General features: G+C 47.6%; 20 protein-coding genes, 1 tRNA gene and 1 rRNA gene. 18 read left to right on the top strand and 4 right to left on the bottom strand.

Annotation, left to right across the window (positions count from 1 at the left end):
- From rrf to tsaD, 6 genes are all read left to right on the top strand, one after another.
- A 5S ribosomal RNA gene (rrf, locus tag ACTL32_RS09375) occupies window positions 1-79 on the top strand; the annotation flags it as partial.
- Window positions 80-90: 11 nt separating this feature from the next.
- A tRNA-Asp gene (locus tag ACTL32_RS09380) sits at window positions 91-163 on the top strand.
- Between the two features lie 149 nt (window positions 164-312).
- Window positions 313-765: a tRNA (adenosine(37)-N6)-threonylcarbamoyltransferase complex ATPase subunit type 1 TsaE gene (tsaE, locus tag ACTL32_RS09385; protein ID WP_441341216.1), complete on the top strand. Its 453-nt coding sequence runs from the start codon at window positions 313-315 to the stop codon at window positions 763-765.
- Entirely contained in the window at window positions 762-1,457 is a 696-nt protein-coding gene (gene tsaB / locus ACTL32_RS09390) for a tRNA (adenosine(37)-N6)-threonylcarbamoyltransferase complex dimerization subunit type 1 TsaB (protein WP_441341217.1), read from the top strand. Before tsaE ends, tsaB begins: the two co-directional genes overlap by 4 nt.
- Entirely contained in the window at window positions 1,454-1,909 is a 456-nt protein-coding gene (rimI, locus tag ACTL32_RS09395) for a ribosomal protein S18-alanine N-acetyltransferase (protein ID WP_441341218.1), read from the top strand. Before tsaB ends, rimI begins: the two co-directional genes overlap by 4 nt.
- Window positions 1,902-2,921 (top strand): tRNA (adenosine(37)-N6)-threonylcarbamoyltransferase complex transferase subunit TsaD, encoded by a 1,020-nt coding sequence (gene tsaD / locus ACTL32_RS09400; protein WP_441341219.1) that lies wholly within the window; start codon window positions 1,902-1,904, stop codon window positions 2,919-2,921. Before rimI ends, tsaD begins: the two co-directional genes overlap by 8 nt.
- A gap of 364 nt (window positions 2,922-3,285) precedes the next feature.
- Here the strand turns inward: tsaD and ACTL32_RS09405 are convergent, their stop codons facing one another.
- A complete protein-coding gene (locus tag ACTL32_RS09405; protein ID WP_441341220.1) occupies window positions 3,286-5,226 on the bottom strand; it encodes an ABC-F family ATP-binding cassette domain-containing protein in 1,941 nt (646 codons plus the stop codon).
- Window positions 5,227-5,355: 129 nt separating this feature from the next.
- Between ACTL32_RS09405 and ACTL32_RS09410 the strand changes: the two genes are divergently transcribed.
- The 3 genes from ACTL32_RS09410 to tatC all read left to right on the top strand — a co-directional run bounded on the left by ACTL32_RS09410 (window position 5,356) and on the right by tatC (window position 7,056).
- Window positions 5,356-5,988 (top strand): redox-sensing transcriptional repressor Rex, encoded by a 633-nt coding sequence (locus ACTL32_RS09410; protein ID WP_441341221.1) that lies wholly within the window; start codon window positions 5,356-5,358, stop codon window positions 5,986-5,988.
- 90 nt (window positions 5,989-6,078) lie between these two features.
- A complete protein-coding gene (locus ACTL32_RS09415; protein ID WP_441341222.1) occupies window positions 6,079-6,273 on the top strand; it encodes a twin-arginine translocase TatA/TatE family subunit in 195 nt (64 codons plus the stop codon).
- 12 nt (window positions 6,274-6,285) lie between these two features.
- Entirely contained in the window at window positions 6,286-7,056 is a 771-nt protein-coding gene (gene tatC, locus ACTL32_RS09420; RefSeq protein WP_441341223.1) for a twin-arginine translocase subunit TatC, read from the top strand.
- Between the two features lie 18 nt (window positions 7,057-7,074).
- Here the strand turns inward: tatC and ACTL32_RS09425 are convergent, their stop codons facing one another.
- Window positions 7,075-7,866, bottom strand: a complete 792-nt coding sequence (locus ACTL32_RS09425; protein ID WP_441341224.1) for a CPBP family intramembrane glutamic endopeptidase — start codon at window positions 7,864-7,866, stop codon at window positions 7,075-7,077.
- Window positions 7,867-8,061: 195 nt separating this feature from the next.
- Here ACTL32_RS09425 and groES point away from each other — a divergent pair, with 195 nt between their 5' ends.
- Both groES and groL read left to right on the top strand, forming a co-directional pair.
- Window positions 8,062-8,346: a co-chaperone GroES gene (groES, locus tag ACTL32_RS09430; protein ID WP_204892118.1), complete on the top strand. Its 285-nt coding sequence runs from the start codon at window positions 8,062-8,064 to the stop codon at window positions 8,344-8,346.
- A 318-nt stretch (window positions 8,347-8,664) separates the two neighbouring features.
- A complete protein-coding gene (gene groL / locus ACTL32_RS09435; protein ID WP_441341225.1) occupies window positions 8,665-10,296 on the top strand; it encodes a chaperonin GroEL in 1,632 nt (543 codons plus the stop codon).
- Window positions 10,297-10,389: 93 nt separating this feature from the next.
- On the opposite strand, the gene ACTL32_RS09440 is transcribed toward groL, so the two are convergent.
- Both ACTL32_RS09440 and ACTL32_RS09445 read right to left on the bottom strand, forming a co-directional pair.
- Window positions 10,390-11,559: a tyrosine-type recombinase/integrase gene (locus tag ACTL32_RS09440; RefSeq protein ID WP_441341226.1), complete on the bottom strand. Its 1,170-nt coding sequence runs from the start codon at window positions 11,557-11,559 to the stop codon at window positions 10,390-10,392.
- A 13-nt stretch (window positions 11,560-11,572) separates the two neighbouring features.
- Window positions 11,573-12,166, bottom strand: a complete 594-nt coding sequence (locus tag ACTL32_RS09445; RefSeq protein ID WP_441341227.1) for a helix-turn-helix domain-containing protein — start codon at window positions 12,164-12,166, stop codon at window positions 11,573-11,575.
- A gap of 94 nt (window positions 12,167-12,260) precedes the next feature.
- Here ACTL32_RS09445 and ACTL32_RS09450 point away from each other — a divergent pair, with 94 nt between their 5' ends.
- From ACTL32_RS09450 to ACTL32_RS09480, 7 genes are all read left to right on the top strand, one after another.
- Entirely contained in the window at window positions 12,261-12,497 is a 237-nt protein-coding gene (locus ACTL32_RS09450; RefSeq protein WP_441341228.1) for a helix-turn-helix domain-containing protein, read from the top strand.
- On the top strand, window positions 12,494-12,826 hold the full coding sequence (locus ACTL32_RS09455; RefSeq protein ID WP_441341229.1) for a hypothetical protein: 333 nt from the start codon (window positions 12,494-12,496) through the stop codon (window positions 12,824-12,826). Before ACTL32_RS09450 ends, ACTL32_RS09455 begins: the two co-directional genes overlap by 4 nt.
- 25 nt (window positions 12,827-12,851) lie before the next feature.
- Window positions 12,852-13,334, top strand: a complete 483-nt coding sequence (locus tag ACTL32_RS09460) for a hypothetical protein (RefSeq protein ID WP_441341230.1) — start codon at window positions 12,852-12,854, stop codon at window positions 13,332-13,334.
- 106 nt (window positions 13,335-13,440) lie between these two features.
- Window positions 13,441-15,963 (top strand): DUF927 domain-containing protein, encoded by a 2,523-nt coding sequence (locus tag ACTL32_RS09465; RefSeq protein ID WP_441341231.1) that lies wholly within the window; start codon window positions 13,441-13,443, stop codon window positions 15,961-15,963.
- Window positions 15,964-16,298: 335 nt separating this feature from the next.
- Window positions 16,299-16,643, top strand: coding sequence for a hypothetical protein (locus tag ACTL32_RS09470; protein ID WP_441341232.1), 345 nt, complete (start codon window positions 16,299-16,301; stop codon window positions 16,641-16,643).
- A 19-nt stretch (window positions 16,644-16,662) separates the two neighbouring features.
- Window positions 16,663-17,262, top strand: a complete 600-nt coding sequence (locus tag ACTL32_RS09475) for a hypothetical protein (RefSeq protein ID WP_441341233.1) — start codon at window positions 16,663-16,665, stop codon at window positions 17,260-17,262.
- Window positions 17,263-17,318: 56 nt separating this feature from the next.
- Window positions 17,319-17,669: a YozE family protein gene (locus tag ACTL32_RS09480; RefSeq protein ID WP_441341234.1), complete on the top strand. Its 351-nt coding sequence runs from the start codon at window positions 17,319-17,321 to the stop codon at window positions 17,667-17,669.
- Window positions 17,670-17,675 lie beyond the last annotated feature (6 nt).

Here is a 17,675-nt window from a genome sequence, read left to right on the forward strand (position 1 = left end):
TCCCGAACACGGAAGTTAAGCTCTTTTGCGCCGATGGTAGTTGGGGGTTTCCCCCTGTGAGAGTAGGACGTCGCTGGTCTGTTTTTTTTTGGTCCCGTGGTGTAGCGGTTAACATGCCTGCCTGTCACGCAGGAGATCGCCGGTTCGATCCCGGTCGGGACCGTATTTTTTTCAGAGTAAACACAGCGATCTGGCTGTGTTTATTTTTTTTGTATTGAAAAAACGCTCAATAGCACCGGCAAGCGGATTTTTTTGATTTAACGCTGCTTCTCCGCTACACTATGTACAGACTCTATAGAGGTGACGAAAAAAATGGATTATACAATTGAAGTGAATTCGCCGGAAGAAACGATGGCTTTTGCCGAAAAGCTGGCCGGATTTCTCAAGCCGCAGGATGTGCTGACGCTTGAAGGCGATCTAGGGGCAGGCAAGACGACATTCACAAAAGGCATTGCCAAGGGGCTCGGAATCAGCCGAATGGTCAATAGCCCGACGTTTACAATCGTAAAACAATACGAAGGCCATTTGAATTTGAATCATCTGGATGTGTACCGCTTAGAAGACAGCGACGAAGACATCGGTTTTGATGAGCTGTTTGAGAGCGATGCGGTATCGGTGGTGGAATGGGCGCAGTTCATCGAGGACTATTTGCCGAAAGAGCGTTTGGAAATCACGCTTACCCGGCAAGAAGAAGACCGCCGGTCCGTCCGGCTGCATCCGGTCGGCGCGCGCTACGAATTTTTGTGCAAGGAGCTAAACATATGATTTATCTGGGGATCGATACATCCAATTCACCGCTCGCGGTCGCATTGATGAAAGATGATACCGTATTGATAGAAGAAACAACGAATTTGAAAATCAATCATTCGCTGACGGCCATGCCGGCCATCGAAGAAATGATGAAAAAGGCAAAAGTGCCCCCGAAAGATTTGACGCATATAGCCGTTGCGGAAGGGCCGGGGTCTTATACAGGCGTCCGCATCGGATTGACGATTGCGAAAACGCTTGCCTGGTCACTGAAGATTCCTTTGCATACGGTTTCGAGCCTAAAAGTATTGGCAGCGAATGGACAGCATTTCGAAGGGCTCGTCTGTCCGGTTATGGATGCCCGGAGAGGCACGGCATTTCTTGGTTTGTACGAAGGCGTCGATCTGGCACCGGTTCTGGCCGACCAGCACAGCGACGTCCGCGAATTCCTTGGGAAAGTTAAGGAGTTTGGCCGTCCTGTCCTGTTTACCGGGATTGATGCTGCGGTCCATGAAGCAGTTATCCGGGAGACCCTCGGAGATCTGGCGCATTTCAGCGGTCCTCAAAACCGCTTGCCTCGGGCTTCCAATCTGATTTTATTGGCAAAGGGTTCGGAAGCGCAAAATATCCACCATGCCGTGCCGGAATATCAGCGGATCACGGAAGCGGAAGCGAATTATTTAAAAGGACAGGAAGGGCGGACGCCATGAGCAGCGATGTGACTTTCCGTAAAATGACGGAAGCGGATATCGATCAGGTTTACGAAATCGAGAAGCTGTCATTTGCGCTGCCTTGGACGAAAGAGTCTTTTTTTCATGAAATGAAATACAACGACCATGCCTATTATGTGGTGGCCGAAGTTGGCGGCCGGATTGTCGGCTACTGCGGGATGTGGCTGGTGCTTGATGAATGCCACATCACGAACGTGGCGGTCCTGCCGGAAGAGCGTGGGAAAAAGCTTGGGGAACGCTTGATGCGGGAAGCGATGGATGTCGCGAAAGCACAAGGGACGGTCCTCATGACGCTCGAAGCGCGTGTCAGCAACCATGTCGCACAAAATCTGTACCGGAAACTTGGATTTGAAAATGGTGGCATCCGGAAGCGGTATTATACCGACAACCAGGAAGATGCCATAGTAATGTGGGTGAAATTCGATGAGTGAAGATAAATACGTATTGGGAATTGAAACGAGTTGCGACGAAACAGCAGCTTCAGTGGTGAAAAACGGCGTGGAGATCATCTCGAACGTCGTTGCCTCCCAGATTGAAAGCCATAAACGGTTTGGCGGAGTCGTGCCGGAAATCGCTTCGCGGCACCACGTCGAACAGATTACGCTTGTTATTGAAGAAGCGTTGGCGCAAGCCGGAATGACGCCGGAAGGATTGAGTGCAGTTGCTGTAACGGAAGGACCAGGCCTAGTCGGCGCGCTGCTTGTCGGCGTCAATGCCGCAAAAGCGTTCGCGTTTGCGCATGGATTGCCAATCGTCGGCGTGCACCATATCGCCGGGCATATTTATGCCAACCGGCTGGAGCAGGAAATGGAGTTTCCGCTATTGGCGCTTGTCATTTCCGGAGGCCACACGGAGCTGGTCTATATGAAAGAACACGGCGATTTCGACGTCATTGGCGAAACCCGCGACGATGCAGCAGGGGAAGCCTACGATAAAGTTGCAAGAACGTTGGATCTGCCGTATCCGGGCGGTCCGCACATCGACCGTTTGGCGAATGAAAGCGACGGGGCGATCGACTTTCCGCGGATTTGGCTGGAAGAAGGATCATACGACTTCAGCTTCAGCGGATTGAAATCATCCGTCTTGAATTATATGCACAATGCCAAGCAGCGCGGGGAGACCGTATCTCCGGAACATGTAGCGGCGGGCTTCCAGAACAGCGTCGTTGAAGTCGTCACCGGCAAAGCGGTCCGGGCAGCCGAACAGTACAATGTCCGCCAAGTAATCGCCGCCGGCGGTGTGGCAGCGAACAAAGGCCTTCGGACATCGCTGGCCGCTGCGTTCGAGAAAAAGGGCATTCCGTTCTACATCCCTTCATTGCCGCTTTGCACCGATAATGCTGCGATGATTGCGGCTGCAGGAACTGTGATGTTCGAAAAAGGCATCACTGGGAACATGGCGATGAACGGCCGTCCCGGCATGGAATTAGGTTCTTGGAATTAAATGAAAAAGCCCGGATTTGCACCTTTAAAAGGTCAGCAAATTCGGGCTTTTTTGTATTTTACGGCATGCTTCGCAATACGAAGAATCTTTTATCTGTCAATAGAGAACATTTGTACTTATGCACAAATTGTGAATAAGCTGTTCATAACTATCGTGAAAACACTCTTATTTCTACATATTGTATGAATAGAATGGGAAAACTATGTGGATAACATTTTTCTTCTCTGTGGATATTGTGGAAAACCCTGTTGATAGTTGATTTAATCTTGCTTCTCTTGTTAGCAACTTTGTGGAAATAAATATTTTGCGAAAAGGTATTGACCTAGATGTAGAATAACAAAAAACCGCATACAAATGTATGCGGTCAGGCTTGCACTTTTTCCAATTGTTCTTGCAATTCGAGCCACTCGGCCATCTTTTCTTCATGGCTGGTCTTCAGCTTTTCAAGTTCGGTCTGGAGCGGAAGAACCCGTTCATGGTCCTGGAAAACTTCCGGGAGGCATAATTGCGCTTCGATTTCGGCTATCTGCGAATCGAGCCCTTCCATGGCCTGTTCGGTTTCTTCGCTTTGGCGCAGAAGTTGGCGTTCGAGCTTTTTCGCTTCCTTGTCGATCTGGGAAGTGGTCGCCACCGGAGCGGCTTTAACCGTAACAGAAGATTCAGCGGCTTCCAGCGCCTTCAGCTCGGCAATTTCAATCTTCTTTTCAATAAAGTAATCGTAATTGCCCAAGTACTCGGTTGCGCCTTCTTTCGTCAGCTCAATGACTTTTGTCGCCAGCCGGTTCATGAAGTAGCGGTCATGCGAGACGAACAGGATGGTGCCGGGATAGTCGATCAACGCATTCTCGAGCACTTCCTTGCTATCGAGGTCCAAATGGTTCGTCGGCTCATCGAGCAGCAGGACATTCGCTTTTTGCATCATCAGCTTGGCCAGCGCCACGCGGGCTTTCTCCCCGCCGGAAAGGGTGGAGATCGGCTTCAGCACATCGTCCCCTGAAAACAGGAAGCGGCCGAGTATGCCGCGGATGTCCTTTTCGTTGACGTGCGGGTAATCGTCCCATAATTCATTGAGCAGCACTTTATTGCCTTTCAGGTTGGCCTGCTCCTGGTCGTAATAGCCAAACTGGATGCCGGTGCCGTAGTGGATATCGCCGGCAAGCGGCTTCAGTTCCTTCATGATCGTCTTCAGCAGTGTGGACTTGCCGACGCCGTTCGGCCCGACAAGCGCCATGCTTTCCTGGCGGTACAGCTTCAAGGAGATGTTCTCGGAAACCGGCTCGCTGCCGTAGCCGATGGCTAGGTCCCGTACGTTCAGCACATCGTTGCCGCTCTGCTTGGCGATGGTGAAGCCGAAACGGGCGGATTTCTCGCTGCCGTCCGGCGCTTCCATCCAATCGGTTTTCTCCAGGACGCGCCGGCGGCTCTGCGCCATTTTCGTGGTCGAGGCGCGTACGAGGTTGCGCTGGACGTAGTCCTCAAGCTTCGCTTTCTCGCCTTGCTGCTTTTCGAATTGCTTCATGTCGAGTTCGTACTGCTTCGCTTTCTCGTCGAGGTAGCGGCTGTAGTTGCCGGTGAACTTCTTGACGCGGTGGCGGGACACTTCATAGACGAGCGTCACGACCTGGTCGAGGAAATAGCGGTCATGCGACACGATGAGGATGGCGCCAGGGTAGTTCTTCAGGTAATTCTCGAGCCAGCTCAGCGTTTCGATGTCGAGATGGTTTGTCGGCTCATCGAGTATGAGGAGCTGGGGTTTTGCCAGCAGCAGCTTGGCCAGCATCAGGCGCGTTTTTTGGCCGCCGGACAATGAAACCACTTTTTTGCCGTAGTCATCCGGGTAGAATTTCATGCCGTGGAGAATGGTGCGGGTATCGGCTTCGAACTGATAGCCGCCAGCGTCCTTGAAGCTATGCTGCAAGGCGTCGTATTCCTTCATGACCTTCCCGTACTGTTCGGCATCGTTGTAGACGCCAGGGTCCGCCATTTGCGCTTCAAGCCGGCGCAGCTGGGCTTCCTGTTCGCGGAAGTGGGTGAAGATGGTCATCATCTCGTCCCAAATCGTCGCATCGGACTCCAGGTCGGTCTGCTGTTCCAAATAGCCGATGGTCAGATCTTTCGGCATGATGATCTCGCCGCTGTCATAAGACATTTCACCGGATATGATTTTCAGTAGCGTCGATTTGCCCGCACCGTTGCGGCCGACGAGGGCAACGCGGTCGCGGTGCTGGACTTCCAGTTTGACGCCGGAGAGGATCTCGTCCGCTCCGAACGATTTATGGACTTGGTTTACTTGTAGCACTATCATGCAGGTCACCTCTATTCTCTATTAAGTGTAGCCGATGGGGCGCCCGTTCGCAATTGAGCCAGCTTTACATATGGGGGCGCCTAATGTAAGATAGTATCGATTTGAAAAGCTCCTCAGGAGGGACCTTGCATGCAACAAGAACCATCTAAAATTCCACAGGCCACCACCAAGCGCCTGCCGCTATATTACCGGTTTATCCAGAACTTCGCGAATGCGGGGCAGAAGCGGATTTCCTCCCAGGAACTGAGCGAAGCGATGAAAATCGATTCGGCGACGATCCGCCGGGATTTCTCGCACCTCGGCGCATTCGGCAAAAAGGGCTACGGCTATGACGTCCAGGACCTATTGGCGTTTTTCCGCAAGACGCTTGACCAGGATGAAGCGACGAATGTTGCCCTGATCGGCGTCGGGCATCTGGGAAGTGCGTTTTTGAAATATAATTTCCAGCGCAACCACAACACGAAGATCGTCCTGGCGTTTGATACGAACAGCCCGGCCGAAGGGGAGCAGATCAGCGGCATCGATACGTTCCATCCGGACCGCATCGAAGAGAAGATCGCCGAATACGGCATCGAAGTCGTCATCCTGACCGTCCCGTCGCGCTCCGCCCAGGAAGTGACCGACCGCCTTGCGAAGATGAACATCAAAGGGATCCTCAATTTCACGCCGGTCCGCATTTCGGTGCCGGACCATATCCGCGTCCAGACGATCGACCTTTCCGTCGAGCTGCAGACGCTGATCTATCAGATCAAGCAGCAATGACTTAAAACCTTCACATTTGAAGGGCTTCTCGAAATAGCCAAAAGAGCTCTAATGATGTAGAATAAAGCCATAATACAGGAGGTGCCTCGTATGCCAGGTCCAATGAGTATAATTGTTATTGGTATTGTTGCTTTACTAGTTTTCGGTCCTAAAAAGTTGCCGGAACTCGGGAAAGCTTTTGGTTCGTCTTTGCGTGAGTTTAAAAACGCTACAAAAGGACTTGTAGATGATGATGACGACAAAGTAGATCTGAAAAAGAAAGAAGAGCAAAAGGAAATACGTTAGGATGTTTGTCTGATGACAGAAAAAGAAATGACTTTAGTTGAACATATAGTAGAATTGCGAAAACGGCTCACCATTGTAGTCGTTTTCTTTGTATTAGCGTTGATTATCAGCTTTTTTCTTGCACAGCCATTGATCCAGTATCTGCAATATACGGAAGAAGCGAAAAATCTGACCTTGAACGCGTTCAAAATTACGGATCCGCTCAAGATCTTTATGCAAGTAACAATGATTTTAGCGTTGATCATCACTTCGCCCGTAATCATGTACCAGTTCTGGGCGTTTATCAGCCCTGGGCTTCTCGATAAGGAGCGGAGAGCGACGTTAAGCTATATTCCGTTTTCCTTACTGTTATTTTTAGGCGGAATCGCTTTTGCGTATTTGATCCTGTTCCCGTATGTAATCGGCTTTATGCTGAACATCTCTGACAATATGGATATCCAGGAAACGATTGGCATCAATGAATATTTCCAGTTCCTGTTCCAGATCACCCTGCCGTTCGGCCTGATTTTCCAGCTGCCCGTGTTGATGCTGTTTCTGACTCGGCTCGGCATCATCACGCCGATGCTGATGACGAAGTACCGCAAGTATTCATATCTTGGATTGGTGATCATTGCGGCATTCATCACGCCTCCAGACATCGTCTCGCATATGATTGTGACACTTCCGTTGATCGTCCTGTATGAGTTTAGTGGTGTCATTGCCAAAATCGGCTACCGCAAGTTTTTGAAAGCGGAACAACAACAACAAATTATCGAACAACAAGAAAGCCTTCCGCCGAATTGATTCGGGGAAGGCTTTTTTCTATTGGAGATTTTCCATCTGCTTAAGGAAGTTCTGGATTTTCTCCATATTCAGCTGGATAAGCATGACATAGCCGTTCAACAGGATATGCGCAATGATCGGCGTGATGATGCGCTTTGTCCGCTGGTACAAAAAGGCGAGAATCAGGCCAGTTGTGAAGTACAGCAGCAGGTGCGTGAATTCCATGTGGACGAGGCCGAAGACCAGTGCACTGATCAACGTCGCTATCCAGAAGTTTGTCGTCTGGTTGAGCGAGCCGAAAACGACGCGGCGGAAAACCAGCTCTTCAAGGACCGGCCCGAAAAGGACAACGGCCAGGATTGTCAATGGCACGGCTTCCGCAATCCGCACAAGCCCCATCGTGTTCTCGGAGCCCGGCTCGATGCCGATCGCAATCTCAATCATGGCAGCGAGCGATTGCCCGACTAAGAGCAGCAGGAAGCCGAGAAGCCCCCAGCCGACCGCCGCGAACGGGCCAGCTTTTTTGCCTTTCCAGATATCGAAAAAGCGTTTATCCCGCAGGATCAAGACGATAGCGGCAACGAACCCGATGCCCATCGAGGCCGCAATGAGCCAGCCGGAAGTGGAAAGCTTCGCCTCGGCGCGGGTCATGCCTTGGCCCATAAAATATTCCATGGTCGGTGTGATGAATAAAACCGGTGACAATTGGACGGCGATAAACAGCAGCAGAATGTAAAGCGGAGTTTTCTTCGTTCCGCGCTTCGCGCTGAGGCTCACTTTGCTTTTGCCGTAGCGGCCTGTATCTGCCTTAGCTTTAAAATTTATTTTCATTAAATTAAATTCCTCTCATAATAGCTTGCTCCCTCTATTGTAGAACTTTCATTTCCTTCACGCAAAGATTTAAAAAAGTAGAATGTTTTGACTTGCAAATGGCAGGTTATTTTATTAAACTGAGAAGTGGGTTAGCACTCAAAGAGTGAGAGTGCTAATGTAGAATATTTAGATAATCTGAGGAGGGTGTTTCAATTGTTAAGACCACTAGGAGATCGCGTAATCATCGAGCTTGTTGAAGCAGAAGAGAAAACTTCAAGCGGGATTGTACTGCCGGGTTCAGCGCAGGAAAAACCGCAGGAAGGCAAAGTGATCGCTGTAGGCAACGGAATCATCCGTGACAATGGACAGCGCACTGAGCTGGACGTCAAAGAAGGCGACCGGATCATCTTCTCGAAATATGCAGGTTCTGAACTTAAATACGAAGGCAAGGAATACTTGATCCTACGCGAAAACGATATCTTGGCTGTATTGGGCTAATAGTTTAATGCTGATATTCCGCAAAATAGCTGCGCTTGCCGCGGGCGAGCGCCGAGCCGCTTCGTCGCTTCGCGACTGTTTCTGCATCGCTACGCTAGCTTCGAAACATGAAAGAGCGTTGCAGGGTCTCGGCTTTCTCGCTATCCCGCAGGCAAGACTTACCCGAAGCTTGCGAGGGCAAGTCTTTGCGACGAAGTGCGCAGCACTGCAGGAGCAGTACGTACTTCTCCGCTATTTTGCTCCATATCTGCAAGCAAGATAGCCTTGCAGTAAACTCTTAAAATTATATTTTCCAATCGATAGAGGAGGAAACTTAACATGGCAAAAGAGATTTTATTCAGCGAAGATGCACGCAGCCAGATGCTGCGCGGTGTTGATAAATTGGCAGATGCAGTGAAAGTGACGCTTGGGCCGAAAGGGCGCAACGTGGTGCTTGAGAAGAAATTCGGTTCACCCCTCATCACAAATGACGGCGTAACGATCGCGAAAGAAATCGAGCTTGAAAACGCATTTGAAAACATGGGCGCGAAATTGGTGGCGGAAGTTGCTTCTAAAACCAACGACATCGCGGGTGACGGTACGACAACTGCAACGGTCCTTGCACAGGCAATGATCCGTGAAGGCTTGAAAAACGTTACAGCTGGCGCGAACCCTGTCGGCATCCGCCGCGGGATTGAAATGGCTGTAGATAGCGCTGTTGAAGGCTTGAAAGCTGTTTCCCAGCAAATCGAAGGCAAAGAATCGATTGCACAAGTAGCAGCGATTTCTTCCGGCGATGCTGAAGTGGGGAACTTGATCGCTGAAGCAATGGAGCGCGTCGGCAACGACGGCGTTATCACGCTTGAAGAATCACGCGGCTTCACAACGGAACTTGATGTGGTTGAAGGGATGCAATTCGACCGCGGCTACCAGTCTCCATACATGGTGACGGATTCAGATAAGATGGAAGCGGTTCTTGATAACCCGTTCATCCTTGTGACAGACAAGAAAATCGGCAACATCCAGGAAATCCTTCCAGTACTTGAGCAAGTGGTTCAGCAAAGCAAACCTTTGTTGATCGTTGCTGAAGACGTAGAAGGCGAAGCATTGGCAACACTTGTCGTGAACAAACTTCGTGGAACATTCAACGCAGTAGCTGTTAAAGCGCCTGGCTTCGGTGACCGCCGCAAAGCGATGCTTGAAGACATTGCAGCTTTGACTGGCGCTGAAGTGATCACGGAAGATCTTGGCCTTGAGCTGAAATCGACGAACATCGCTCAGCTTGGACGCGCAACGAAAGTGGTTGTTTCGAAAGAGAACACAACAATCGTTGAAGGCGCTGGCGACCAGGAGAAAATCGTTGCCCGCGTAACGCAGATCCGCAACCAATTGGAAGAATCAACTTCTGAATTCGACAAAGAGAAATTGCAGGAGCGCCTAGCGAAACTTGCTGGCGGCGTTGCAGTCATCAAAGTCGGAGCGGCTACTGAAACTGAGTTGAAAGAGCGCAAACTTCGCATCGAAGACGCTTTGAACGCAACTCGTGCAGCAGTTGAAGAAGGAATCGTAGCAGGCGGCGGTACAGCGCTTGTCAACGTATACAATAAAGTCGAAGAACTTCTGAACTCTACAGAAGGCGACGAAGCAACAGGCGTCAAAATCGTTCTTCGCGCTTTGGAAGAGCCAGTTCGCCAAATCGCAACAAACGCAGGCCTTGAAGGATCCATCATCGTTCACCGTCTGAAATCTGAAGAAGTCGGCATCGGCTTCAACGCAGCAAACGGCCAATGGGTCAACATGCTTGAGCAAGGAATCGTCGATCCAACAAAAGTAACGCGTTCAGCACTTCAAAACGCAGCTTCTGTTGCAGCGATGTTCCTGACAACTGAAGCAGTCGTAGCAGACATCCCGGAACCAGCTTCACCAATGGGCGGAATGCCTGATATGGGCGGCATGGGCGGCATGATGTAAAAATAACCCCGAAACCTTGATAACACAGGGTTTTCGGGGTTTTCTTTTTGTTTCGGGCAATAATCCGGCAATAATGGATTGCGCGGCAAGAATTTACTGGAGCTTTTCAGTCAAAGCTGAAAGGTGTTTGCTGAACAACTGTGAAGCCTGGCTCTTGGTATTTTTGGTCATGTGCGTGTAAATATTCATGGTGGTATTAATGTCCGTGTGGCCAACTCTGCGCTGGATCTCTCCAATAGGTACTTGAGCTTCAATAAGAAGGGAAATGTTCGTGTGCCTGAAGCTGTGAGGGGTTATGTGCTTTTCGGTATTCATCATCTTCATCAGTCGCTGCAGGCGAATGGCCACCTTTTTGATGGTTGGGGGATAGCCTTGCTCATCAGCAAAAATGAAGCCCTGATCATTATAAACTATTCGATTTTTCATTTTGATTTCTTTTTGCAGCTTCAGGTGTTCCTTGATCAAGCTGATGACGAATGGATCCAGGTCAAATTTTCGAACCGATCCTTTTGTCTTTGGCGTAAGGAGCTTGAAATCTTTTTTATTGTTGGTTGGGTTGTAGTAAGTTTTCGTCACGCTTATCTCATTTGTCAGTAAGTCCACATCAGTATCCTTCAAAGCCACTAGCTCTCCAGCCCGTAACCCGGAATAGGCCAGCGTGGCGAACATCATTAAATCTCCTGTGAGGCCTTTTTCTTTAGCAAGCAGTAACAGTTCGGCTAGCTCCTCGCGCTCCAAGAAGCTTTCGATTTCCTCTGAATCCTCCTGGACTTCATCACTTCTCATTCTTGGCTTCTCAAAATGCTCCGTTGGATTAAACTTAATCAGCTTCTTCTTGTGAGCATGGCTGAATATCATTCTCCCGGTAGAGTGGATGCTGTCCAGGTAGTTTTCACTGAACTTTAAGCTCAAGTCATCCAGTCTCTTCTGATATATGCTCATTGTAATGCTGCTGATCGGAAAGTATTCCCATTCATCCAGGAGGCGTTTGGCAGCAATACGGCGGGCCCGGACGCTGCTGATTTTCGCGCGCTTTTCATAATGGGAGAGCCATTGTGGGACGAAATCGCCGAATGTGGTCCGGGATTCTTTCACATAGGTGCCTTGCTTCAATTCCTCTTCAATCCGTCTAGCTTCATTCTTAGCAGCTGTCTTGGTGCGGAAACCAGATTTCCTGATCTGGGTATACTTCTTTGTTATTGGATCCTTGCCGGCACTGATAATGTATTCCCAGGAACCGTTCTTTTCTCGGAAATGGGCCATTGATGGATCACTCCTAATCTTTTTTAGCTGAAGGGAAAGTGAAGTTTTCATCAACTAGAATTTTAATCAAATGCCTATTATCCTCTTCTCCATTACTTAACTTCTGAATTAGGTAATTTTCAATTAAACTTTTTATTTTTGATCTGTCAGAATCACTTAAGATAATAGTTTTATACATTTTTTTATTATTCGCGTCCGTTAAATGAAAGAAAAGATCGTTTACAGGAAAATTAAAGTTCTTTGCATTTACCTTAATTCCGTTTTGTTCTTCGATAAATCCATTTAGTGAAGGTTTACCAAAATTGAACAGTTCAAAAAAAGAGTCTTTTTCTTCGAAATCCTCAATGGCCTCTTTATATTTTTCCGCTTTATATAACTCTTCATAGCCAGCTTCATGTAATAAAGTAGAATACTCTACCCCCAGTGCAGCAGCCAGTCTCTTTAAGATTTCAGGAGCCGGTTTTCTCACCTTATTACTTCTAGGATCAAAACCTCTTTCTAAAGTGCTTAAGTATGTGTGACTAATATCAGCCTCTTCAGCTAACTTTCTAATAGATTTCTTCTTTTCTTTCCTCAACTGTATTAAAAGTTTTGCAAAATCCTCCACATGCGCACCCTCTTTCAATATTTAAACTTATTGTAAATCAGGGTTGACAGAATTGCAATCTATACTTTACACTATGGAAAAGGAGGTGGAAATCGTGGTTTACAATAAGTTAAAACAAATTCGAATTCAACGAGGTATGTCAATAGCTGAACTTTCAAGAAGAACCAAAATAAGCAGGACAACAATTACGATATTAGAAAATGAAAAAAGCAATCCTACAGTAAAAACCATTCAAGCCATATCTAAAGCGCTTGAAAGTGATCCGGCGGATATTTTTTTTGCAGGTAGTGTAAATCATGAATTACATCGTGGATGGGGGACGCCTAAATGATCCAGGTGAGCATTGACGAAAAAGCTTTAGAGGAACTTTATCTCCAGAAGGTCGAAGAGCGTTTGAATCAGTTGGAAAGTCATCTTTTCTATATGAACTCAAAACAATTGCAGAACTATATGAATGTCAGCTGGTCAACCATTGAAAAACACTTTCTATATGATGAAAAGTTCGGGGCCATTAGGCTCGGCAGCCGGTGGCTTTTCAATAAGAAAATTGTAGACGAATATCTCGAGAACCATTACTGGCAAGTAAGGCAGAACGGCGGAGATATGCTGTCTTGGAAGGAAGTAAAAGACGGCAAAAGAAGAGAGAATTTACAATCGTAAAGAATGAAATCAAAGGGAGCGATAAATGATGACAATTAATAAATTCGAAGCATCAGCAGCGGTAGCAGCTAACGTAGAAAATACGACTTTCAAGCTGGAGATCATTGGGGTAGGAGCTGCCTTTCAAGCAACGATGACCGCTTTCGGTGACCAATTTCACGGGGTCAGCTATCAAGCAAAATCTGAAGAAGAAGTGAAAGCGGACTTCGAAAGTTTCAAAAACGGGTTTCTCAAGCTGCAGCGGTTAGTCGCAGAGGGTATTGATCGGAACGTTCCCGCTGAAAAGGCAATCACGTTAAAAGAAGCTCGGATTATGGCCGGCGTACATCCTGTGATTTTGGCAGAGCGTTTGGGAATCTCAGCTGGGTATTTAAAGCGTTTAGAAGAAGGGGAAGCAAAGCAAGGGCTTTCGTGGACTCAATCGTTAGTATGGTATCAATCAATTGCGCTTGAGGGTATGAAGATGGATTTTATCAATTGGGCCCTGGAGCAGCAAAAATGCACATAAAAAAAGCTCTTCACCCGACAGTGAAAAGCTGCAAACATTAACGATTACCTCTAAATTATAACTCGATTCTTCCATAAAGAGCAATAACAAAGGCGGTGAGGCATAGATGACAAAAATGCTTGAGGAAACTCGAAATAGAACCAATGAAATTCAAGAAATTCTTCCAGGTGCAAAAGCTATTCTCTTGACCGGCTACAAAGGAAATCAGGACTATACGCGAGCAAAGGCTCCAAAGAGTCGCGGCTGGGGGAAAAAGACCTTCTCAAGCTATGAGCCCCCAAGCGAAGAGAAGATTCAGACCCACCTAGGAGCAGCTGGATGGATTGGCGCCGCGCTATCTACGGCACACACCGTAGTAGACATTGATCCAATTAAGGATTTAGACGGCCGTATCCTAACAGCCGGGCATGACTTGGGGAATCGCCTATATGAGCTTTTGAAGGATACTGGGCACAGCTTCCATGCGATTCTAACACCTAACGGTATGCAATTTGTTTTCCACAGTGTTGAGGATAGCGGTATCAATAATGAAACCAAGGCTGTCACACCACTTGGCCTTTCGACCGACTACCGGACCGCAGGAGGGCAGATAGTATTTCCCACAGAACAAACTGCAGACCGCTATTTTATTCATAAGAGCGATCGAGAACTGGACGAGGTGCCTTTCTTCTTGTTGCCAATTGCACGTTCGCGTATTAATAAGCAGACCGGCGAAAGGAATTATCCGGTTTACCCGCTGCAGGACGGTCAGAGAAACAATGACATTAATCGCATGCTCTTTAACACCCGCCGAATGGCTGGGGAAAAGCTAAGCAAAGAACAACTTACACTCATCGGTGTTTATGTTAATCGCTACTTCACGGATCCGCCGATAGAGGATGAAAATGAACTTCATGCAACAATTCGCTCGGTACTTGGAGCGTCCATTGAAAAACGAAATCCAACGCAGCTATCAGCTGCAGAAGAATTTGACGAGTTGCCATCAGCGCCAACTACTCAGATTCCAAAACCTTTTAAGGTCATAAACGGAGCCCTCTTCCGGATTGTTGTTAAGGAAAAGCGCGGAGAGTTCATCCAGAGTGAAGAAATGGTATGCCGACAAGCGCCGATCATTACGAAAAGCTTCTCTAATGTTGAAATCAACCAGCTCTATTATGAACTTTCATGGTCTGAAAGAGGAAAAGTTTTTCAGGAGACAGTGCCGGCCGGAGAAATTGCGACTCGAAAAGAGCTGCTGAAACTAGCTGATAAAGGTCTTGGAGTAAATGACCTGAATGCAAAATTTCTAATCGACTACTTCGATAAGTACCTGACAGTCAACAATATTGATAAGCATAATCTAGTCAGCCGCTTAGGGCATATCAAAGGAGCATTTATCCACCCGCTGGATAGCCAAGGGTTGGAGATCCTTCCAGGGGATGTTGGAGAGCAACAGACACTCAGAGCTTTTCAGGCAGAAGGTACAAGCGCTGAATGGATTGAGAATGTATTCGACAAAATCAAGCCACACTCAAAAGCGACTTTGATGGTAATCGCTTCATTCGCATCAATTTTACTGAAAGATTTGAAGCTGAATCCGTTTATTATCGACCTGTCAGGCCAAACCAGTTTCGGGAAAACCTCTGCACTGCGCGTGGCTGCTAGTGTATGGGGGACAAGTTATCTCGTAAACGAGTGGAACTTAACCCGAATAGCAGCCGAAAGAAAAGCTGCCTTCCTCGGCAGTTTCCCCCTAATTCTGGATGATACAAGAAAAGCAGATGAGAGACACTTGAGGGACTTTATCTATAACTTCAGCGGCGGGCGGTCGAAAGGACGAGGATCGTTAGAAGGATCACAAGCAGAGGCTACATGGAATAATCTTATGCTTTCGACGGGGGAGGTACCTATTACCGTTTACGCGGATAAGGCAGGGGGAGCGGCGGCTCGAGTGCTTCCTATTACGGGGCTGCCGTTCGAAGGTGAGAATCACAGCTTCTTCACGGCACTTTATCAGTCCTTAGATCGCTTTTACGGTAGCATCGGCCTCGAGTTCTTGCGCCACTGGCAAAGTCAGAAAGCGGACTTGATTGAAGGGTATGAGAAATTCAATGTGTTCTTCCAGAAGAAAAGTAGTGGGAATGAGGTTCTTGCTAGAATATCCAGGCATTATGCGGCGTTGATTTTCACCGGAGAACTGCTTAATAAGTTTTTTGGAATGAATGTGGATTTGAAAGAGCTAGCTAATGTGCTTCTGGAGATCAGTGATGAGAACAAAGATACCGATAAGCCTATGCAATTGCTGGAAACAATCTTATCTGCGCTTGATGCAGACCGGAAATCTATCTCTGGAAGGTATGAACCGCTGAGGGACCTTAAAGCGATTTACAAGGATGAAACTATTTTTCTTCTTCCGGCATATGTGAAGGAAGTCTTACAAACCGAAACGCTCTCAATGCGCAAGGAGTGGAGAAGACGCGGGTTGACCTTAAGTAGCAGCCGTGAAGGAAAGGAAGTCGATTACAAAGTAATTTCCCATCTCGGTAAAACATATAAGGCAATTCCAGTAGATCCAAAGGTAGTCCAGGAGCTCGGGTTTGATTTCTCAGAAAGTGATAATGCTGAAGAGTTCTCAATCATCCCCCAATAGAATTACCATTATTCCCAAATGGGAAGAGTTCTAGTTAAAAAGGTAATGCCTTGAAAACCTTGAGGCTATTGGCTTCAAGAGAATATATTACCTTATTACCTTTATTACCTTTTTAAAACTATATGTATATCTTTAATGTACTTGTCTAATTAAAGATATAGACACCAACAATAACTGCTTATATGTATAGTGTTTTTTTAAAAAAATAAGGTAATTTGGTAATTCCACCACCGAAACCCTTGGCGCTCTAAGGCTGAAGCGGTTACCAGTGGTGGTAATCAGAGGTAATATCAACAGCTGAAAAAGGTAATGACGGCTGAAAAGGAGCGAAATAAATGAAACCCTCAACCGCATTGAGCAAGTACATCGATGAACTGATTACGAAAACGCCGGAGCTTTCGGCCATCGCAAGTGGTGAGAAGCAGCTAACTTGGGAAGATGGCACCGCGGTCCGCCGGCTGACGAAGTACGAAGAGACGGTTCGGATCGTCACTGCAATTCGAGAAGTCTATGACAGTCTGGACGGAAACTGCCAGCAATTCATGCAGGTCTACTACTGGCGTCCGGACAGATTGACCCTTGACCGTGCCAGTGTAGAAGTCAACAGCAGCCGAAGGACTGTTATCAAGTGGAAGGATGACATCGTCAGTGCGGTTGCCAAGAGGTTGGGCTGGCTTTAATCAAAGAGAGGTGAGGATTGTGAATAGATCAACTGAAGAAAATCAAGACGTTTTCACTGTGGATGAAAGCTTGGCTCTCTTTGCATGGGAATTAAGCAACTCGGCAAAGTCCCTGGAAGAGGCGAGCATTATGCGGAAGAATAGGGCCAGCTACTTCGCATCTCTCTATGATGACATCATCATCCACCAAAGCAGATACTCTGACGGATCCGATTCCTATTTTGGCAGTCCGTCGGTTGAACATAATGCGATGGACATCATGGATAAGAAAATGGCTTACGATACTCGGATAGCGAAACTGATGGACAAATATGGTCGCTTCCGTACATTTCTTCAACAGATCGACTCAGACGCTTCCCGGCTCTTCCGCAGCTACTTTGAGAAAGGGGATGTGTTGCCGGATGAAAATCTGAACGCGGCACTGAAGCGGTACTGTTCTTATTGGGATGAATACGACACGGACAGAGGCAGGATGTTGGATGAGGAAGCTTGGGATGACTTCCTGATCTATCGGCGGCAGCGGGCGGCGGAGGGAACTTTGGATAAGAAGAGGAAAGAGTTCTTTAGCTTTTCAAACACTTCAAGCTCGCAGGAAAGATGGGAGAACTCAACGCTTTAGAAGTAAATATTATACAAATTATTTTACTAATAAGTAATTAATAGGAGGCTAGAAGGATGGATTTTAAAGAGTGGTTGATCCAATACAAAGGACGCAATTCAAGGAGAGGCGACCTGGCCACCGATGTGGCGAACGACAGACGCTTTCCACGGGGATCAGACAGAGCTGTCCTGTATTACTATCTGAAGCGAGTACGTCATGCAATCCCTGAAGCTATAGCAGCATTCAATGAAGCATGGAGAGCTTACTCAGGCTGGCGTAAGCGGAACCTGGATGCTGTTGTGATCTCAGAGATTGCACGCTTAGAAGCGCGTATCCGTGAGCTTGAAGGTGTAGAGCAGGAGTGCAGAAGAGAGGAGTGGCCTGATGGATCCGAGGAAGTGGTTCGCGCAACAAAGAAAGCCTGAAAAGAA

It is taken from the genome of Planococcus sp. FY231025, from assembly GCF_052078085.1.
In the GTDB taxonomy this organism is placed as follows: Bacteria; Bacillota; Bacilli; order Bacillales_A; family Planococcaceae; genus Planococcus.